Annotated in this window: 22 protein-coding genes; 13 read left to right on the plus strand and 9 right to left on the minus strand. The window is 74.5% G+C overall.

The features are described from left to right. Window positions 1-10 precede the first annotated feature (10 nt). On the plus strand, window positions 11-637 hold the full coding sequence (locus FHX32_RS27375) for a GNAT family N-acetyltransferase (RefSeq protein WP_167189452.1): 627 nt from the start codon (window positions 11-13) through the stop codon (window positions 635-637). Between the two features lie 91 nt (window positions 638-728). Here the strand turns inward: FHX32_RS27375 and FHX32_RS27380 are convergent, their stop codons facing one another. Beyond that, entirely contained in the window at window positions 729-1,190 is a 462-nt protein-coding gene (locus tag FHX32_RS27380) for an Lrp/AsnC family transcriptional regulator (protein ID WP_109904977.1), read from the minus strand. 92 nt (window positions 1,191-1,282) lie between these two features. On the opposite strand from FHX32_RS27380, the gene FHX32_RS27385 reads away from it, so the two are divergent. The 4 genes from FHX32_RS27385 (at window position 1,283) to FHX32_RS27400 (ending at window position 4,493) form a co-directional block, all read left to right on the plus strand. Continuing rightward, window positions 1,283-2,137, plus strand: a complete 855-nt coding sequence (locus tag FHX32_RS27385; RefSeq protein WP_167189455.1) for an LLM class flavin-dependent oxidoreductase — start codon at window positions 1,283-1,285, stop codon at window positions 2,135-2,137. Continuing rightward, window positions 2,134-2,583 (plus strand): nucleoside deaminase, encoded by a 450-nt coding sequence (locus FHX32_RS27390; protein WP_208419444.1) that lies wholly within the window; start codon window positions 2,134-2,136, stop codon window positions 2,581-2,583. The genes FHX32_RS27385 and FHX32_RS27390 overlap by 4 nt, the downstream gene beginning before the upstream one ends. Before the next feature lie 111 nt (window positions 2,584-2,694). Next, entirely contained in the window at window positions 2,695-3,834 is a 1,140-nt protein-coding gene (locus FHX32_RS27395) for a sensor histidine kinase (protein WP_167189458.1), read from the plus strand. Further along, the gene (locus tag FHX32_RS27400; RefSeq protein WP_167189460.1) at window positions 3,831-4,493 is read left to right on the plus strand and encodes a response regulator transcription factor; all 663 of its coding nucleotides are present in this window, start codon (window positions 3,831-3,833) and stop codon (window positions 4,491-4,493) included. Before FHX32_RS27395 ends, FHX32_RS27400 begins: the two co-directional genes overlap by 4 nt. 72 nt (window positions 4,494-4,565) lie before the next feature. Here FHX32_RS27400 and FHX32_RS27405 read toward each other — a convergent pair whose 3' ends face one another. Both FHX32_RS27405 and FHX32_RS27410 read right to left on the minus strand, forming a co-directional pair. After that, window positions 4,566-4,988: a DUF6223 family protein gene (locus FHX32_RS27405; protein ID WP_167189464.1), complete on the minus strand. Its 423-nt coding sequence runs from the start codon at window positions 4,986-4,988 to the stop codon at window positions 4,566-4,568. A 427-nt stretch (window positions 4,989-5,415) separates the two neighbouring features. After that, on the minus strand, window positions 5,416-5,985 hold the full coding sequence (locus FHX32_RS27410) for an AAA family ATPase (protein WP_167189467.1): 570 nt from the start codon (window positions 5,983-5,985) through the stop codon (window positions 5,416-5,418). Window positions 5,986-6,039: 54 nt separating this feature from the next. On the opposite strand from FHX32_RS27410, the gene FHX32_RS27415 reads away from it, so the two are divergent. From FHX32_RS27415 to FHX32_RS35460, 3 genes are read left to right on the plus strand one after another with little or no spacing between them, the layout of a single operon-like run. Further along, a complete protein-coding gene (locus FHX32_RS27415) occupies window positions 6,040-7,044 on the plus strand; it encodes a tyrosine-type recombinase/integrase (protein WP_167189470.1) in 1,005 nt (334 codons plus the stop codon). After that, window positions 7,041-8,057: a hypothetical protein gene (locus FHX32_RS27420; RefSeq protein WP_167189473.1), complete on the plus strand. Its 1,017-nt coding sequence runs from the start codon at window positions 7,041-7,043 to the stop codon at window positions 8,055-8,057. The genes FHX32_RS27415 and FHX32_RS27420 overlap by 4 nt, the downstream gene beginning before the upstream one ends. Before the next feature lie 10 nt (window positions 8,058-8,067). Beyond that, window positions 8,068-8,193, plus strand: coding sequence for a hypothetical protein (locus tag FHX32_RS35460; protein ID WP_486481358.1), 126 nt, complete (start codon window positions 8,068-8,070; stop codon window positions 8,191-8,193). A gap of 129 nt (window positions 8,194-8,322) precedes the next feature. On the opposite strand, the gene FHX32_RS27425 is transcribed toward FHX32_RS35460, so the two are convergent. Then, window positions 8,323-8,625: a hypothetical protein gene (locus FHX32_RS27425; RefSeq protein WP_167189476.1), complete on the minus strand. Its 303-nt coding sequence runs from the start codon at window positions 8,623-8,625 to the stop codon at window positions 8,323-8,325. 110 nt (window positions 8,626-8,735) lie between these two features. Continuing rightward, window positions 8,736-9,515, minus strand: coding sequence for an endonuclease/exonuclease/phosphatase family protein (locus tag FHX32_RS27430; protein WP_167189479.1), 780 nt, complete (start codon window positions 9,513-9,515; stop codon window positions 8,736-8,738). Window positions 9,516-9,851: 336 nt separating this feature from the next. Between FHX32_RS27430 and FHX32_RS27435 the strand changes: the two genes are divergently transcribed. Both FHX32_RS27435 and FHX32_RS27440 read left to right on the plus strand, forming a co-directional pair. Continuing rightward, on the plus strand, window positions 9,852-10,625 hold the full coding sequence (locus tag FHX32_RS27435) for a sulfite exporter TauE/SafE family protein (RefSeq protein WP_486481359.1): 774 nt from the start codon (window positions 9,852-9,854) through the stop codon (window positions 10,623-10,625). Window positions 10,626-10,667: 42 nt separating this feature from the next. Further along, window positions 10,668-11,444 (plus strand): GNAT family N-acetyltransferase, encoded by a 777-nt coding sequence (locus FHX32_RS27440; protein ID WP_167189482.1) that lies wholly within the window; start codon window positions 10,668-10,670, stop codon window positions 11,442-11,444. 27 nt (window positions 11,445-11,471) lie between these two features. On the opposite strand, the gene def is transcribed toward FHX32_RS27440, so the two are convergent. Together def and FHX32_RS27450 are read right to left on the minus strand one after the other, a co-directional pair. After that, window positions 11,472-11,981 carry a peptide deformylase gene (gene def / locus FHX32_RS27445; RefSeq protein ID WP_167189485.1) on the minus strand — a complete coding sequence of 170 codons (510 nt, stop codon included), beginning with the start codon at window positions 11,979-11,981 and terminating at the stop codon, window positions 11,472-11,474. 10 nt (window positions 11,982-11,991) lie between these two features. Continuing rightward, window positions 11,992-12,780, minus strand: a complete 789-nt coding sequence (locus tag FHX32_RS27450; RefSeq protein ID WP_167189488.1) for a TetR/AcrR family transcriptional regulator C-terminal domain-containing protein — start codon at window positions 12,778-12,780, stop codon at window positions 11,992-11,994. A gap of 78 nt (window positions 12,781-12,858) precedes the next feature. Here FHX32_RS27450 and FHX32_RS27455 point away from each other — a divergent pair, with 78 nt between their 5' ends. Further along, on the plus strand, window positions 12,859-13,818 hold the full coding sequence (locus FHX32_RS27455) for an ATP-binding cassette domain-containing protein (RefSeq protein ID WP_167189491.1): 960 nt from the start codon (window positions 12,859-12,861) through the stop codon (window positions 13,816-13,818). Then, window positions 13,815-14,627: an ABC transporter permease gene (locus tag FHX32_RS27460; protein ID WP_167189494.1), complete on the plus strand. Its 813-nt coding sequence runs from the start codon at window positions 13,815-13,817 to the stop codon at window positions 14,625-14,627. Before FHX32_RS27455 ends, FHX32_RS27460 begins: the two co-directional genes overlap by 4 nt. 199 nt (window positions 14,628-14,826) lie before the next feature. Here the strand turns inward: FHX32_RS27460 and FHX32_RS27465 are convergent, their stop codons facing one another. After that, window positions 14,827-15,303: a MarR family transcriptional regulator gene (locus FHX32_RS27465; RefSeq protein WP_167190912.1), complete on the minus strand. Its 477-nt coding sequence runs from the start codon at window positions 15,301-15,303 to the stop codon at window positions 14,827-14,829. Between the two features lie 51 nt (window positions 15,304-15,354). Between FHX32_RS27465 and pip the strand changes: the two genes are divergently transcribed. Beyond that, the gene (pip, locus tag FHX32_RS27470) at window positions 15,355-16,305 is read left to right on the plus strand and encodes a prolyl aminopeptidase (protein WP_167189497.1); all 951 of its coding nucleotides are present in this window, start codon (window positions 15,355-15,357) and stop codon (window positions 16,303-16,305) included. A gap of 52 nt (window positions 16,306-16,357) precedes the next feature. On the opposite strand, the gene FHX32_RS27475 is transcribed toward pip, so the two are convergent. Further along, on the minus strand, window positions 16,358-16,963 hold the full coding sequence (locus FHX32_RS27475; protein ID WP_167189500.1) for a YdeI/OmpD-associated family protein: 606 nt from the start codon (window positions 16,961-16,963) through the stop codon (window positions 16,358-16,360). Window positions 16,964-16,996: the final 33 nt, after the last annotated feature.

Raw genomic sequence — 16,996 nt, forward strand, 5'->3', positions numbered from 1 at the left:
CAATCGCGGCATGCCCCTGCTCGTCCCACCGCTGATGGCGCCCGGCACGATGGCGCGACGGCCGCAACCCGAGATCGACGCCGACGGCCTCCGACTGCGACCCTGGCGGCCCGCCGACCGGGCCGCCGTGGTCGCCGGCTACGCCGACCCGGCGATCCGACGCTGGCACTGCCGGTCGATGACCGACGACGAGGCCCGCGCCTGGATCGCCGGCTGGCCCGAACGGTGGCGGCGGGAGACCGGCGCCGGCTGGGCGGTCGTCGACCACACCGGGGTGCTCGGCCAGATCAGCCTGCGCCGGCTCGACCTCGCCGAAGGGCTGGCCGAGGTGTCGTACTGGGTGCTGCCGGCCGCCCGGGGCCGGGGCGTCGCACCGCGCGCGCTGGCCGCGCTGACCGGCTGGGCGTTCACCGGGCTCGGGCTGCACCGGGTGGAGCTGTCCCACTCCACGGCCAACCCGGCGTCCTGCCGGGTGGCGCTGCGCGCCGGCTTCCCCGCCGAGGGCACCAAACGCGGCGAGGGCCGGCACGCCGACGGCTGGCACGACATGCACCTGCACGCCCGCCTGCGCGGCGACCCGGACCAGCGGACGGCGACCCGACCCGTGACCGGGGGACCGGCGCCGGCGCCACGGTGACGCCCGTAGCAGGTCGACCTCCACCCGTCCCCGCAGGTGCCGTGGACCTGACCGACCGACCCGTGGGTCCGGGCCCCGCCCGGACCCACGGTCACGAACACGTGGCCGGCCGGCCCATCGGACCACGGTAGGGCAACGTCTGGCTGTAGACGATGTTGGTGGTGGTGCTGCCGAACCGGGCCAGTTCGTTCACCAGCTCCTCGAGGTGGACCATCGAGGTGGCGGCCACCTTCAGCGAATAACAGTCCTCGCCGGTGGTGCGCAGGCACTCCAGGATCTCGACCCGCTCGCCGAGCAGCCGGTGCAGTGGCTCGTGCCGGCTGCCGGGGTACTTCAGACGCACGACGGCGAGCACCGGGTAGCCGACCTTCGCCAGGTCGACCTCGGCGCGGTAACCCGCGATCACCCCCGCCGCCTCCAACCGCTTCACCCGTTCGGTCGCCGCGGAGGCGCTCAGGTTCACCCGGCGCCCCAACTCGGTCAGCGGAACCCGCCCGTCCCGCTGGAGCTCACCCAGGATCGCCCAGTCGGTCGCATCGAGACTCTCGGCCATTCCGGCAAACTACCGGCAGATCCACGGCGAAACCGCCCACCCCCGGGCCGAACTCCCTTCAACCCGGCAGCACCGCCGAATAGCCTGGACGTGTGAAGATCGGCGTCAACGTCCCCAACTTCGGCCCCGGCACAAACCCCGACGTGCTGCGCCGCTGGGCGCAGACGGTCGAGGGCCTCGGCTTCGACCTGCTGATGGTGTCCGACCACATCGCCGTGACAGCCGACGTCGCCGAGCAGTACCCGGCACCGTTCTACGAACCCTTCACCAACCTCGCCTGGCTGGCCGGCGTCACCGACCGGGTCCGGCTCGGCACCACCATCCTCGTCGCCCCGTACCGGCACCCGCTGCTCACCGCGCGGATGGCCGCGAACCTCCAGCAGCTCAGCGGCGGCCGGCTCGTCCTCGGCGTCGGCGTCGGCTGGGCCCGGCAGGAGTTCGCCGCGCTCGGCATCCCGTTCCACCACCGCGGGCGCCTCACCGACGAACACCTCTCGGCGATACGCGACGCCTGGGCGAACGACACCGACTACCGCGCCGGGCAGATACCGATCTGGATCGGCGGCAACAGCGACGCCGGCCTGACCCGGGCCGTACGCCTCGGTGCCGCCTGGCACCCGCTGCGGTTCACCCTGCCCTGGCTACGCGCGGCACTGCACCGGATGAAAGCCGCGGCCGACGAGCAGCGACGACCCGTCCCCGCCCTGACGCCCCGCATCGCGCTACGACTGACCACGGCACCCCTCACCGGCCCCGCCCGCCTCGCCGGCGAAGGCACCATCGAGCAGATCGTCGACGACCTCGACCAGTTGCGCCTCCTCGGCGCCGAGACGGTCGTGCTCGACCCCTTCAACGGCGACCCGCACGAGACCCACCGGCCACAGACCGCATGGCACGCGCTCGCCACCGTCGCCGCCCACTGCGACCAGAACGACCACCACCGATGAACGGAGCACACGTGCACCTCGACGACGAACGTCACCTCCGCCGGGCCATCGCGCTCGCCGACGCCGCCCGGGAAGCCGGCAACCCGCCCTTCGGATCCCTGCTGGCGGGCCCGGACGGCACGGTGATCGCCGAAGAACGGAACACCACGATCACCGACAACGACATCACCGCCCATCCCGAGCTGAAGCTGGCCCGGTGGGCGGCCGCGAACCTGGCCCCGGACGTGGCAGCGGCCACCACCATGTACACCAGCTGCCAGCCCTGCGGCATGTGCACCGGCGCGCTCGAACGCTCCGGCCTCGGCCGCGTCGTGTTCGCGCTGGCCACCGAGCAGCTCGACAGCCTCAAGGCGCCCAGCTTCACCGCCGGCCCGCGGCCCGTACCGCAGGACGGCCCCGCACTGTTCGACGAGGCAGCCAAACCGGTCGAGGGCTACTACCGCTGAGCCACCACCCGCGACGAGATCCGCACAACGCTGACCGGGACAGCAACGAACCGCTCGGAACGCACACCGGAGCTTTCTCCGCCGCCGAACCGACGGTCTAGGCTTCGGCCCATGTCGAGCTGGCGATGGCACAGCCGGGCAGCGAACACCACCCTGGTGCTCGCCGTCGGCCTGGTCGCCCTCGTCGGCCTGCTCGTGCAGTCCCGCGGCCTCGACACCACCGCCGACCGGCTGGCCCTGCTGGCCGTACTGGCGTCCACCGCCGCGCTGTACCTCCGCCGCCGCCACCCGGTGGCGGTGGGCGCGGTGGCACTGGCCGCCGTTAGCGCGTACGGGGCACTGCTGCACCGCCCCGGCCCGATCATGCTGGTCTTCGTCGTCGCCCTCTACACCGTCGTCGACGAAGGCCACCTCGGCGTCGCCATCGGCCTCGGCCTCGCCTCCGTACTCGCCTTCGCCGCCGCGGACAGCTACGACAGCACCAACGCCAACGGAGCCACCCTGTTGCACGCCGGCTGGCTCATCGCGGTCATCGTCGGCGTCACCCGCAACCGCCGCGCCTACCTCGCCGAGGCACAGGCCCGCGCGCTCGCCGCCGAACAACGGACGGCGGAGGAAGCCCGCCGCCACGCCACCGAGGAACGGCTGCGCATCGCCCGCGACCTGCACGACGCGCTCGGCCACCACCTCTCACTGATCAACGTGCAGGCCAGCGCCGCGCTGCACCGCCCGGACCCGGCCCGCTCGGAACAGGCCCTCACCGCGATCAAACACATCAGTAAGGAGACGCTGGGCGAGTTGCGCGCCACGCTGGGCAGCCTGCGACAGGACGGCGAGGCACCCACCCGCCCCGCACCCGGCCTGCACCGCCTCGACGAGCTGGTCACCACCGCCGGCCGGTCCGGCCTGACCGTCCGCACCGAACTGACCGAAACCCGGCCACTGCCGCCGGAGGTCGACCTGGCCGCGTACCGGATCCTGCAGGAGGCGCTCACCAACGTGACCCGGCACGCGGGCGCGACCACCGCGGTGATCCGGATCCGACCCGACCGCGACGACGTGCTGGTGGAGATCGACGACGACGGCACCGGCGCACCAGGGCCGCCCGGCAACGGAATCCTCGGCATGGGCGAGCGGGCCCGGGCACTCGGCGGTGCGCTGACCACCGGCCCCGGCCCGGACGGCGGCTTCCAGGTCCGGGCCCGCCTCCCGCTGCGACCCGGCCCGATACTCACCGGAGCGACACCGTGATCCAGGTGCTGCTCGCCGACGACCAGACCCTGGTCCGCGCCGGGTTCCGGTCCATCCTGCACGGCGAGGACGGCATCGAGGTCGTCGGCGAAGCCGCCGACGGCGCCGAGGCCGTGCGGCTCGCCCGCCAACTACGGCCCGACGTCGTCCTCATGGACATCCGGATGCCCGGCCTGGACGGCCTCGCCGCCGCCCGGGAGATCACCGTCAGCTCGCCGGTCCGCGTCATCATCCTGACCACCTTCGACCTGGACGACTACGTCTACGGCGCGCTGCGCGCCGGCGCGAGCGGCTTCCTGGTCAAGGACACCGAGCCGGCGGAGCTGATCCACGGGGTACGCGTGGTGGCCCGCGGCGACGCGCTGATCGCACCGTCGATCACCCGCCGGCTGATCGCCGAGTTCACCGCCCGGGCCACGCCCCCCGACCCGGGTCCCCGGCTGAACGCGCTCACCGAACGGGAACGCGAGGTGATGACGCTGGTCGCCGCCGGCCTGTCCAACGACGAGATCGCGGCGCGCCTGGTGCTCAGCCCGGCCACCGCCAAGACGCACGTCAGCCGGATCATGACGAAGACCAAGGTCCGCGACCGGGCCCAGCTGGTGATCCTCGCCTACGAGTCCGGCCTGACCGTCCCCGGCTGGCTCACCCGCTCCTGACGCGGGCGCGCCCCGACGACGACCCGGGGGCCGGCCCGGCCCACACGCCGGGCCAGCGCCCGTCGACCGGTGTCAGCCGACGCGGCGGGAGCGGGCCAGCGCCAGCCCACCCAGCACGACCGCGACCAGCCCGACCAGCAGGGCTACGTAGGCTCCACCCCGCCCGTTGCCGGTGCCGATGCCATTGTCCGACGTGGCTACCACCAACCCGCCGAGGCCGATGCCGAGCAGACCCGCCACCAGACCCACGGTGGCTCCGAGCCGCCCGCTGCCGGTGCCGATCCGACTGGTGGGGCGGGCCAACGCCAGCCCGCCGACGATTGCGCCGGCCAGCCCCAGCACGGCGGCCACGCTGGCCCCGAGTCGCCCGGCGCTCATGGTGTAGGCATCGGCCGCGACCGGCTGGGTCGAGACGTACGCCGCCGCCGGTGTGGCGAACCCCAACGCCCCGAGCAGCGCGGCGGTGGTGGCGGTGAGCAGGTGACGGACGGACATGGCGGATCCCCTTCGCTGGCATGACCGGTACAGGCCGCAGCGTATGGACCGGCGAGGTGCCGAGTCGTCGTGCCGGAGTTGCGATGCGGCTACCACCCCGGTTGTACGTGCCCCGGCCGCCGCACCACCAGGGTTGTGAGCCCAGGGGAGCGGCATCGACGACCGTCGACAGCGTCGTGGCGAAGGGTTGGTGTACTCGCCGGCGGCGCCGGCGGCCGTCGGCCGGGCACCGGTGATCTCCGAGAACGGGGCACACGGCTGCGGTGGCCACGGACAGTCCGATCCGATCGGCGAGCGTCTCGGCGCGCCAGACACGGCGCGAGGCCGACGTGGGCCCTGTCGTCCAACCAGGACGCCGAGCGCGACCGTGCCGACCGTCGAAGTTCCCAGCTCATCCCGCCCGACGCTCGTGGTTCGATAATGTACATTATGTCAAGTCGAGCGGATCGGGGTCCTCTCTCGCCGGAGGCGGCCCCAGGTACGCCACCACCGCGGCGGCGCGCCGCTCGACCGGGCCGGGCGGCACGGCCACCAGTTCGTAGCCGTGTTCCACGTACACCTCGGCGTGCACGGCGGCGAACTCCAGCGACTCGGTGTAGCTGATCCGGCGGGCCGCCGTCGGCGTCACGAAACCCAGCGGCCGGACCAGGAACACCTGACGCTGGTAGATCCCCTCCCGGGCCGTCCGCTCCACCTCGGCGGCGAGTACCGCGCCGACCGGCCGGCCCAGGAACCGGGCCAGCGCGAGCGTGCACAGTGGTGACCGGTCGTACACCTGCACGGGCCCGCACGCCCCGGCCTGGCGGCTGCGTTGGAGCCGGACGACGGCCTCGACGAAGTCGGGCTCGCTCCACGGCTCGGCCACGCCCCGGGCCTGCCCCGCCGTGATCACGTCGGTGGCCGCCTCGGCGACGACCGGGTATCCCCGCCGACGCAGTTCGTCGGCGATGCTGGTCTTGCCCGCTCCCGGCGCGCCGGTCAGCACGTACCGTCGCATCCGCGCCCTCCCCTGAGCTGTCCACGAACGCGAAAGTCATGCATAATATCCCTTATGCATGACAAACAGGACGAATCGGTGCAATACTGGATCGAGGAGTTCCTGACCGCCCGGGCCACCCGCAAGCCGTCCCCGCACACGCTCGAGGCGTACCGGCGAGACCTGCGTACCGTCGCGGCCCTGGCCGGCGAACTGGTCACCCCTCCCCTCCCCCTGGACGCCCTGCCCGTCGCCGCCCTCACTCCCCGGCTGATGCGCGCGGCGTTCGCCCGGTATGCGACGCCGCGCGCCGCGGCGTCGGTGCACCGTGCCTGGTCCACCTGGAACAGTTTCTTCTCCTTTCTGGTCGCCGACGGGGTGGTCGGCGGCAACCCGATGCCGGCGGTCGACCGGCCCCGCGCGCCGCTCCCCCGGCCCAAGCCGCTGCGCGGGTCGGACACCCCGGAACAGCTGCTGACGGCGGTGGCCCGGGAGGACGCCCGGCAGCGTGATCCGTGGCCGGAGCGCGACGTGGCGGTGCTGGCGCTGGCGCTCTGCGCGGGACTGCGGCTGTCGGAGCTGCTGGCGCTGCGGGTGGGTTCGCTGGCGGGCCGGCCCGGTGAGCGGCGCGTCGACGTGGCGGGCAAGGGTGGGCGGCCGCGGGTGGTGCCGATCGAGCCGGAGCTGGACGGGGTGCTGGTGGACTATCTGGACAGCCGGGCCCGGCGGTTCGGGGCGCGGACGGTGCGGCCGGACGCGCCGCTGCTGGTGGACCGGCGGGGCGAGCCGCTGCGTCGGGGTGGGCTGCAGTACCTGGTGGAGTCATGTTACCGGCGGGCGGGCATCGGCGACCGGGTGCCACCCGGGGCGCGGCTGCACGCGTTGCGGCACACGTTCGCCACCCGGTTGGCCGAGGACGGGGCGAGCGCGGCGGAGATCATGCGGTTGCTGGGGCACGCGTCGTTGGCGTCGTCGCAGGCGTACATCGAGGTGACGGCCGGTCAGCAGCGGGACGCGGTGCGGGCCAACCGCACCAACCGGGTGTTGGCGGGGTTGGTGCGGGGGGTGGCGCGGCGGTGAGGGTGGGCGAGGCGCGCGCGGTGGCGGCGCGGTGGGTGCGCCAGTACGCGGCGCGGGAGCCGGGTGTGCGGGGTGCGTTGGTCAGTGGTTCGACGCTGGGTATGCCGGACGACGCGGTGCTGCCGCCGTGGTCGGACGTGGACGTGCTGGTGGTGCGGGACGCGCCGGCCGGGAAGCTGGGCAAGTTCCGCTGGGGTGGGGTGTTGCTGGAGGTGACGTTCCTGACCTGGGCGGAGCTGGGCGAGCCGGAGGAGGTGCTGGGGTCGTTCGTGTTCGCCGGGTGTCTGCGGGCGGGCGCGGTGCTGGCGGATCCGACGGGGCGGCTGGTGGCGACGCACCGGCGGGTTGCGGCGGAGTTCGCCGAGCCGCGGTGGGTGCGGCGGCGGTGGGCCGGGGTGCGGGAGCGCGTCGAGCGGGGGTTGCGGGAGCTGGACGCCTCGGCGCCGTTGCCGGAGCAGGTGCTGGCGTGGCTGTTTCCGACGTCGTTGACGGCGGTGGTGCCGTTGGTGGCGGGGTTGGTGGAGCCGACGGTGCGGCGGCGGTACGTGCGGGCGGGTGAGGTGCTGGCCGAACGCGGTCTGGCGGAGCGCTATCCGGGTCTGCTGGATCTGTTGGACGGTGGTGGGGTGGGTGCGGCTCGGGTGCGGGAGCACCTGGCCGGGTTGGCGCGCACGTTCGACGTGGCGGCTCAGGTGGCGCGGACGTCGTTCTTCTTCAGTGCGGACGTCACGCCGGCGGCGCGGGTGGTGGCGGTGGACGGCAGTGGGGCGTTGGTGGCGGCGGGGTTGCATCGGGAGGCGATGTTCTGGATCGTGGCGACGTACGCCCGGTGTCACCTGATCCTGGCGGCGGACGCTCCGGAGCGGGGTGCGGAGTTGCTGCCGTTGTTCGAGGCGGCGGTGGCGGATCTGGGGGTGGCGTCGGCGGCGGATCGGCGGCGGCGGGCGGATGCGGTGTTGGCGTACCTGCCGGGGTTGTGGGAGACGGCGGAGCTGGTGATGGCCCGGTCGTGAGGTGTGGTCAGTGGGCGCGGTGGCCGGTGCCGTCGGCGGTGGCGGGCAGCGGGCCGAGGACGGCGTCGACGCTGTGGATGCGGGCGCGGGTGGGCTGGTAGTCGGCGCAGACGGCGTCGGCCTTGTCGCCGAGTGAGCAGCAGGACCGCGGCGGCGAGGGCGGGTGCGGTGCGGGGGTGGGACACGGCGGTCTCCACGGGGTGCGGTGGTGCCGGCAGGGCGGCTCAGTACGCCGCCCTGCCGGCACCGGGTTACCGGGTGGGTGTCACAGGGCCGCGCACTGGTCGGTGCGGGGTCCGTGGACGGTGTTGGTGAGGCCGAGGTTGATCGGCTCGGGGGTGTTGCCGGCGCAGGCGAGCGGGCCGCGGACGGTGGTGCATTCAATCTGGTAGTCGGTGGCGTCGGGTACCGGTTGCCAGGCGAGGGTGGCGTATCCGTGGGCCTGCTGGGCGGTGAGGTCGGTGACCTGGTTGGGGTCGGCGGTTTCCTGCTGTCGGGCGCTGGCCGGGGTGGCGACGAGGCTGACGGCGAGGAGTGTGGACAGTGCGATGAGGGCGGTGCGTCTCATGTGGCCTCCATGGCGAGGACTGGCTGACCGTGACGCGGTTGGGACCAGACGCAACGACCTCGAGCAATACTTGCGGTAAGGGGTCCCTTCCCCTGTCGCCGCTGACCGGTTCAGCCCAGGTCGACGAGGAGGGGGCGGTGGTCGGAGATGGTGGACAGCGGGGTGTGCACGCCGGTGACGGCAGGCAGTTGATCGATGCCCTGCCGGTCGGCGAGGACGTGGTCGAGTTGCACCCGGGGTTGCCCGGCGGGGTAGGTGGGGCGGCGGCCCAGGGGTCGCCAGCCGGAGACGAGGCGGGCGGCCCAGGCGGGCAGGTTCAGGTCGCCGAGCAGGATGCGGGGGGCGGGCAGGGTGCGCAGGGCGCGGACGACCCGGCGCAGCTGGTGGGCGTTCCAGCCGGGGACGAAGGACAGGTGGGTGGCGGCGACGGTGAGCGGGCCGTGGGGGGTATCGAGGATGGCCGCGAGCAGTACGCGGGGTTCGTCGTGCAGCAGGACGAGCCCGCCGCCGGGGCCGGGGACGTAGACCGGTGAGCGCACCGGCGCGGGGCGCAGTCGGGTGACCCGCCAGCTGCGTACCGGGTGGCGGCTGACCAGGCCGACGCCGTAGCAGGGTTCGCCGTGCCCGTCGTCGTCGTGGGTGAGCGGGCGGAACTTCTCGCCGGGGGTGCCGACGACGGCGGCGGCGAAGCGGTGTTCGGGCGCGTCGAGCGCTCGGGCGGCGATGGCGGTGAGGTCGAGTTTGCCGCTGCGGCTCTGGTCGCGGTCGACCTCCTGCAGGGCGAGGATGTCGGCGTCCAGCGCGGTGACGGCGGCGGTGAGACGGTCGGGGTCGACCAGGCCGTCGGTGAGGGAACGGCCGTGCAGCAGGTTGAACGTGGCCAGGCGCACGTTTGCACCCTACGATGCCGTGGCACAGTTGCCCGGTGCTCAGGGTGTTGCTGTGTTCGGCGCTGGTGTTCGTGGCGGTCGGCGCGGTGGGTGTCTGGTTGCGGCGCGCTCGCGGCCGCTGAGGTCGTGCATCCCCCGGCCGGACCGGTCAGCCGGCCGGTGCTGGGTGCACGGCACGGTGCGGATCATGCTCGAGGCGCGGCCGGCGGGCCGCACGCGCGGGCCACGGGTGGCCCGCCCAGCTGCCCGGATTCGGTGCCGGCCGGGTGTCGGTGCTGGTGAGGCTGGCCACAGACGGTCTCGCCGCCGGGCCGGCGATGGGAAGAATGGCCGCCCGTGGACCCCGTATCGCTGACCACCCTGCTCGCGGCGGCCGCCATGGCCGGCTGGGTCGACGCGGTGGTGGGCGGCGGCGGTCTGCTGCTGCTGCCGGCGCTGCTGGTGGGGGCGCCGGGGGTGCCGGTGGCCACCGCGTTGGGCACGAACAAGCTGGCGGCGATCGCCGGGACCGCCACGGCGGCGGTGACGTACGCCCGGCGCACCAAGCTCGACTGGGCGGTGGCCGGGCCGGCGGCCGGGCTTGCGGTGCTCTGCGCCGGGCTGGGCGCGGCGCTGGCCGGCAGCGTCCCGGGGTCGGCGTACCGGCCGGTGGTGCTGGTGGTGCTGGTGTCGGTGGCGGTGTTCGTGTTGCTGCGGCCCCGGCTCGGCGTGGTGGCGGCGCCGCAGCGGCGCACCCCGAAGCGGGTGGTGGCGGCGGTGGCGGTGGCCGGCGTGGGCATCGCCCTGTACGACGGGTTGATCGGCCCGGGCACCGGCACGTTCCTGGTGCTGGCGTTCACCGCGCTGGTCGGCGCGGACTTCGTGCACGGCTCGGCGATGGCGAAGGTGGTCAACGCCGGCACCAACCTGGGTGCGCTGGTGGTGTTCGCGGCGACCGGGCACGTGTGGTGGCTGCTGGGCGCGGGCATGGCGGTGTGCAACATCGCCGGGGCGGTGCTGGGGGCGCGGATGGCGTTGCGGCGCGGCGCCGGGTTCGTGCGGCTGGTGCTGCTGGTGGTGGTGCTGGCGCTGGTCGGCAAGCTCGGCTACGACCAGTGGCTGGCGAGCTGACCGGCCGGCGGGGCCGCACGGCCGGTGTGTGATCATCGGCGGGTGCCGGTACGCGCGGAACACGACCGGGCCGTCCTGGCGCGACTGTTGGGGCGGGATCCGGTGCTGCACGCCTACCAGTTGGGCGACCTGGACGACTTCTTCTGGCCGTACACCTCGTGGTTCCGCCGCGGGGACGAGGTGGCGTTGCTGTACCACGGCGCCGACCCGCCCACCCTGCTGGCGTTCGCCGCCCCGGCGCGGGTCGCGGCGCTGGCGGCGTTGCTGCGCGAGCTGGCGCCGGTGCTGCCGGCCCGGCTGTACGCGCACCTGTCCCCCGGCCTGGAGCCGGCGCTGGCCGACGGGTTCACCTTCGACGCGGCCGGCGGTCACCACAAGATGGCGTTGACCGATCCGGCGCGGCTGGCGGCGGTGGCCCCGGCGGGGGTGGTGCTGCACGCCGGTGACCTGCCGGCGCTGCGCCGGCTCTACGCGGCCGCCTACCCGGGCAACTGGTTCGACCCGCGGATGCTGGACACCGGCCAGTACGTGGGCGTGCGCGACGGCGACGAGCTGGTCGCGGTGGCGGGGGTGCACGTGTACTCCCCCGCCTACCGGGTCGCGGCGTTGGGCAACGTCACCACCCATCCGCGGGTACGGGGCCGGGGGCTGGCCGGGGCGGCGGTGGCCGCGCTGTGCGGGCGGCTGCGCGAGCGGGTCGACCACGTCACGTTGAACGTCAAGGCCGACAACACGGCGGCGCTGCGGCTGTACGACCGGCTCGGCTTCACCCGCGTCGCCGACTACGGCGAGTACACGCTGACCACCCGCCGGGCCTGAGCACCGGCAGCCCGCCGGGGGTGGCGGTCAGCCGCGTTGGCGGGGCGAGTCGAACTGGCCGGCGCGGATCTCGCGCAGCGCCCGGCGGCGGACGTCGCCGCGCAGGGTGTCGACGTAGAGCCGGCCGGCCAGGTGGTCGGTCTCGTGCTGCAGAGCGCGGGCCAGGAATCCGCTGCCGGAAATGGTCAGCGGCTCGCCGTGCTGGTCGAAGCCGTGCGCGGTGGCGTGCATCGCCCGCCGGGTCGGGAAGTACAGCCCGGGGATGGACAGGCAGCCCTCGTCGTCGTCCTGGGTCTCCTCGGACAGTTCCAGGGTCGGGTTGATCAGGTGCCCGCGGTGGCCGTCGGCGTCGTAGACGAACACCTGGGCGCTGACCCCGATCTGGTTGGCGGCCACGCCGGCGCGCCCGGGCGCGCCGAGCAGGGTGTCCATCAGGTCGCTGACCAGGGCGCGCAGTTCGGCGTCGAAGCTGGTCACCGGCTCGCACGGGGTGCGCAGCACCGGGTCGCCGATGATCCGGATGGGCCGCATCGTCATGCCGGCAAGATTATCCGGCGGCGGGCGGGGCGCCACCGCCCGGGCGGTCGCGGATCAGCACCTCGATGCCGTCGAGGATGCGGCGCAGCCCGAACTCGAAGGCCCGTGCCGGGTCACCGGCGGCCTGGTACTCCTCGCCGGCGGCGGCACCGACCCGCGCGGCGAGCGGGAAGCGGCGCGGGTCCATCGCCTTCTCCAGGTACGGGGCGTGTGCCTGCCACCACTGTTCCTCGGTCATGCCGGTGCGCTCGGCGGCCTGGGCGGCCTCCACGGCGCCGCGTACCGCGCCGTGCACGAACCCGGAGATCAGCGTGACCACGGCGTCCATCTCCAGGTCGGTCAGGCCGATGCCGTCGACGGCGCCGAGTTCGTACTCGTAGCGGGCGATCACGTTGGGGCCCAGCGGCGGGCGGGTGGTGGCGACCTGCAGCAGCCAGGGGTGGCGCAGGTAGAGCGCGCGGGTCTCGCGGGCGATCTGTTCGAGCCGGCCCCGCCACCCGCCGGGCACGTCGGCGGGACGGGCGGTCTCGCCGTAGACGGTGTCGAGCATGACGTCGAGCAGTTCGCCCTTGCCCGGCACGTACGTGTAGAGGCTCATGGTGCCCACCCCGAGCCGCTCGGCGACCCGGCGCATGGACAGCGCGGCGAGTCCTTCGGTGTCGGCGACCTCGATCGCGGCCCGGACGATCCGGTCGACGCTCAGGTCGGGGCGCCCCTTGCGGCTGACGCGTTCCCGGGTGCGCCACAGCAGGGCGAGGCTGCGGGCGGGATCGCCGGTGCCGCTGTACTCCGTCGTCACGCCCCGCACTTTACCGTCGCCTGTACCGTACGTTGTACGGTACGCTGTACGACACGAGTTCGGGAGACGGGAGCGCGGATGCACGACGACACACCGGCCATCGAGGCCGAAGGGCTGCGCAAGCGGTACGGCGACACCGAGGCCCTCGCCGGGCTCGACCTGGCGGTGCCGACCGGGCGGGTCTGCGCCCTGCTCGGCCCGAACGGGGCCGGCAAGACCACCGCGGTGCGGATCCTCACCACCCTGCTGCGACCCGACACCGGCCGGGCCCGGGTCGCCGGGCACGACCTGGTGCGCCACCCCGACCGGGTGCGGGCCGCGATCGGCCTGGTCGGGCAGCACGCCGCCGTCGACGAGGTGCTCAGCGGCCGGCAGAACCTGGTCCTCTTCGGCCGGCTGCACCACCTGTCGGCGCGCGCCGCCCGGACCCGCGCCGACGACCTGCTCGACCGCTTCGGCCTGGCCGACACCGGCCCCCGGCCGGTGTCCGGCTACTCCGGCGGCATGCGCCGCCGGCTCGACCTGGCCGCCAGCCTGGTCCGCGCCCCGCGCGTGCTCTTCCTCGACGAGCCCACCACCGGGCTCGACCCACGCGGGCGCAGCGAGGTGTGGGACGCCGTGCGCGGCCTCGTCGCCGACGGCACCACCGTGCTGCTGACCACCCAGTACCTGGAGGAGGCCGACCAGCTCGCCGACACCGTCCGGGTGATCGACACCGGCCGGGTGGTCGCCGCCGGCACCCCCGACCAGCTCAAGAACGACCTCGGTGGTGACCGGCTCGACGTGGTCTGCGACCGCGCCGCCGACCTCGACCGGGCCGCCGCCCTGGTCGCCGCCGCCACCGCCGCCACCCCGGCCGTCGACCCGGCCGCGCTGCGGATCAGCGTCCCGGTCAGCGACCGGGTCACCGCCCTGGCCGCCGTGCTGCGCGCCCTGGACGGCGTCGGCGTCGCCGACGTGGCGGTGCGTCGCCCCACCCTCGACGAGGTGTTCCTGCGCCTCACCGACACCCCGACCGCCCGGACGGTGACCGCATGAGCAGCCTCACCCTCACCCCGGCCCGGCTGCGCTGGGCCGTCACCGACAGCGCCGTGCTCACCGGCCGGGCGCTGCGGCACTGGGCCCGCCAGCCCGGGCAGCTGATCGTCGGACTGCTCTTCCCGGTGCTGCTGGTGCTGATGTTCGGCTACCTGTTCGGCGGGGCGATGTCGGTGCCCGGCGGCGGCGACTACCGCGAGTTCCTGCTGCCCGGCCTGTTCGCCATGACCATGGCCTTCGGCATCGAGGCCACGTACGCCGCGGTGGCCACCGACACCGCCCGCGGGGTCACCGACCGGTTCCGGTCGCTGCCGATGGCCCCGTCGGCGGTGGTGACCGGCCGCGCCGCCGCCGACCTGCTGCACTCCGCCGCCGGCCTGGCGGTGATGCTCGGCTGCGGCTGGCTGGTCGGCTGGCAGTGGCGCAACGGCGCGGGCCCCGCGCTGGCCGCGATCGGGCTGCTCCTGCTGCTGCGGGTCGCGCTGATCTGGGTCGGCATCTACCTGGCGCTGCTGCTGCGCCGGCCCGAGTCGGTGGTGGCCCTGCAGATCCTGGTCTGGCCGGTCGGGTTCACCTCCAACGCGTACGTGCCGCCGGAGACCATGCCGGGCTGGCTGGCCGCGCCGGCCGAGTGGAACCCGCTGTCGGCGACGGTGGCCGCCTGCCGGGAGCTGTTCGGCAATCCCGGCTGGGGCGGCGAGTCGTTCGCCGCGCAGCACGCCGTCGGGCTCGCCGTGGCCTGGCCGGTGCTGCTGATCGCGGTGTTCCTGCCGCTGTCGGTGCGCCACTACCGGCGGCTGAGCCGCTGACCGGAACCAGCACGTCGTGGGGCGCCGCCGACGTCGGCGGCGCCCCACGACCACGACCTGCGGCCGCGGTGTGACGGCCGGAAGAACCGCCGGCCGACGGTCGCGGCCGGACGTCCCGTGTGCGGGCGGGGCCGGCGCGCCGGGCGGCACGGGCACAGCCGGGCGGCACGGGCACAGCCGGGCGGCCGGGCGGCGGGGATCAGGCGGACGGTGGGGGCAGGCCGGCGTCGGCGATGCGCTGGCGCAGTGGCCGGCGGCCCACCGCGGCGAGCAGCGCGTGCAGCAGGTCGGCCAGCGGCACCGGCAGTTCCGCGTCCAGGTCCCGCATCGCCGCGGTGGTGGCCGCCCACTCCGCCTCGATGACCGGCAGCAACTCGCGGGCCCGGCCCGTCAGGTGCACGATGCGGTGCCGGGCGTCCGCGCCGCGGGTCAGCTCGACCAGCCCCGCCCGGGCCATCTGCGCCACGGTCTGGCTGGCCGCCGAATGGGTGACCCCGACCCGGCGGGCCAGGTCCCGGATCGGCAGCGGCCCGTCGGCGACCAGCACCCGCAGCGGCGGCGAGAACCGGGGTCGGTAGTCGGCCAGGCCCCGCTCGGCGTAGACGGCGGCCACGTCGCCGTCGAGCACCTCCAGGACGTGCCGCAGCAGCGTCCCCACCGCCTTCCGGTCCGGCATCTCAGTCACCCCGCTAATGTAACAGCGCTGTTGTATCTGAGGGAGGACAGAATGTACGAAGCGGTGCAGCCGTACGCGCACGGCATGCTCGAGGTCGGCGACGGCCAGCTCGTGTACTGGGAGACCTGCGGCAACCCGGCCGGCAAGCCGGCGGTGGTGCTGCACGGCGGCCCCGGCTCCGGCGCCACGCCGAGCTGGCGGCGCTACTTCGACCCGGCCCGCTACCGGGTGCTCCTGTTCGACCAGCGCGGCTGCGGCCGCAGCCGCCCGCACGCCGCCGACCCGGCCGTCGACCTGTCCGTCAACACCACCGACCACCTGGTCGCCGACATCGAGCGGCTGCGCGAGCACCTGGACGTGGACCGCTGGCTGGTGCTCGGCGCGTCCTGGGGGTCCACCCTCGGCCTGGCCTACGCCCAGCGCCACCCCGACCGGGTCAGCGAGCTGGTGCTGTTCAGCGTGGTCACCACCAGCCGCCGCGAGGTCGAGTGGATCACCCGGGAGATGGGGCGGATCTTCCCCGCCGAGTGGGCCCGCTTCCGCGACGGGGTGCCCCCCGCCGACCGCGACGGCGACCTCGCCGACGCCTACGCCCGGTTGCTGGCCGACCCGGACCCAGCGGTGCGCGAGCGGGCCGCCCGGGACTGGTGCGCGTGGGAGGACACCCACGTCGGCACCGTCCCCGGCCACCGGCCCGATCCCCGCTACGCCGACCCGGTGTTCCGGATGGCCTTCGCGCGGCTGGTCACCCACTACTGGCGGCACGCCGCCTTCCTGCCCGACGGGCAGCTGCTTCGCGAGGCACGGCGGCTCGCCGGCATCCCGGGCGTGCTGCTGCACGGCCGTCGGGACGTCAGCAGCCCGCCGGAGATCCCCTGGCGGCTGGCGCAGGCCTGGCCGGACGCCCGTCTGGAGCTGCTGGAGGCCGCCGGGCACGGCTCCGGCCACGGCATCGGCGCGCGGGTCCTGGCCGCGCTGGACGAGTTCGCCGGCCGCCGCTGAGCGTTCGCGCCGGCAGCGCGAGCGGGCGCGGCGCCGCGGGCCGGCGGCGGGTTCAGTCGTCGAGGGTGCGCCGCTGCGGATAGATCGTCTCGCCGCGGGCGAGCATGTCGACGAACTGGGCGATCCGCCGGGCCCGGGTGTCGGCGCGCTTGGCGCCGGCGACCCGGTACACGACGGCGTACCGGTTCTGCGCGGTGAGGATGTCGAACATCGCCCGCGCTCGGGGCTGCGCCGCCAGCGCGGCGGCCAGGTCGTCGGGCACCTCGGCGCTGGCCTGCCCCGGGTAGGCGGCGTCCCACCGGCCGTCCGCCCGGGCGCGCTCGACCTCGGCCATTCCGGCCGGGCGCATCCGTCCTTCGCGGATCAGCCGGGTGACCAGGTCGACGTTGCGCGCGGACCACACGCTGCGGGGACGCCGCGGGGTGAACCGCCGCCGGTAGGTGCTCTCGTCGCGGCGGCCGGCCTGGCCGTCGATCCAGCCGTGGCAGAGCGCCTCGTCGAGCGCCTGGTCGTAGGTGAGGCTGGTCGGGTGTGTGGTGCCCTGCCGGGCGAGCACCAGCCACACCCCGGTGGTGCTGTCGTGATGCGCGGCGAGCCACTCCCGCCACGCGTCGGCGTCGGCGTCGATCAACTCCGCGACGTCAGCTGCTGACCCCACCCTGACCTCCCCCACGACCGCATCCGGACCACC

Source organism: Micromonospora sp. CNZ280 (assembly GCF_011759515.1).

Coding starts and splice junctions, on each gene's coding strand:
- FHX32_RS27375 (WP_167189452.1), top strand. CDS start 11: ATGCCCCTGCTCGTCCCACCGCTGATGGCGCCCGGCACGATGGCGCGA.
- FHX32_RS27380 (WP_109904977.1), bottom strand. CDS start 1,190: ATGGCCGAGAGTCTCGATGCGACCGACTGGGCGATCCTGGGTGAGCTC.
- FHX32_RS27390 (WP_208419444.1), top strand. CDS start 2,134: ATGAACGGAGCACACGTGCACCTCGACGACGAACGTCACCTCCGCCGG.
- FHX32_RS27395 (WP_167189458.1), top strand. CDS start 2,695: ATGTCGAGCTGGCGATGGCACAGCCGGGCAGCGAACACCACCCTGGTG.
- FHX32_RS27405 (WP_167189464.1), bottom strand. CDS start 4,988: ATGTCCGTCCGTCACCTGCTCACCGCCACCACCGCCGCGCTGCTCGGG.
- FHX32_RS27410 (WP_167189467.1), bottom strand. CDS start 5,985: ATGCGACGGTACGTGCTGACCGGCGCGCCGGGAGCGGGCAAGACCAGC.
- FHX32_RS27415 (WP_167189470.1), top strand. CDS start 6,040: ATGCATGACAAACAGGACGAATCGGTGCAATACTGGATCGAGGAGTTC.
- FHX32_RS27425 (WP_167189476.1), bottom strand. CDS start 8,625: ATGAGACGCACCGCCCTCATCGCACTGTCCACACTCCTCGCCGTCAGC.
- def (WP_167189485.1), bottom strand. CDS start 11,981: ATGACGATGCGGCCCATCCGGATCATCGGCGACCCGGTGCTGCGCACC.
- FHX32_RS27455 (WP_167189491.1), top strand. CDS start 12,859: ATGCACGACGACACACCGGCCATCGAGGCCGAAGGGCTGCGCAAGCGG.
- FHX32_RS27460 (WP_167189494.1), top strand. CDS start 13,815: ATGAGCAGCCTCACCCTCACCCCGGCCCGGCTGCGCTGGGCCGTCACC.
- FHX32_RS27465 (WP_167190912.1), bottom strand. CDS start 15,303: ATGCCGGACCGGAAGGCGGTGGGGACGCTGCTGCGGCACGTCCTGGAG.
- pip (WP_167189497.1), top strand. CDS start 15,355: ATGTACGAAGCGGTGCAGCCGTACGCGCACGGCATGCTCGAGGTCGGC.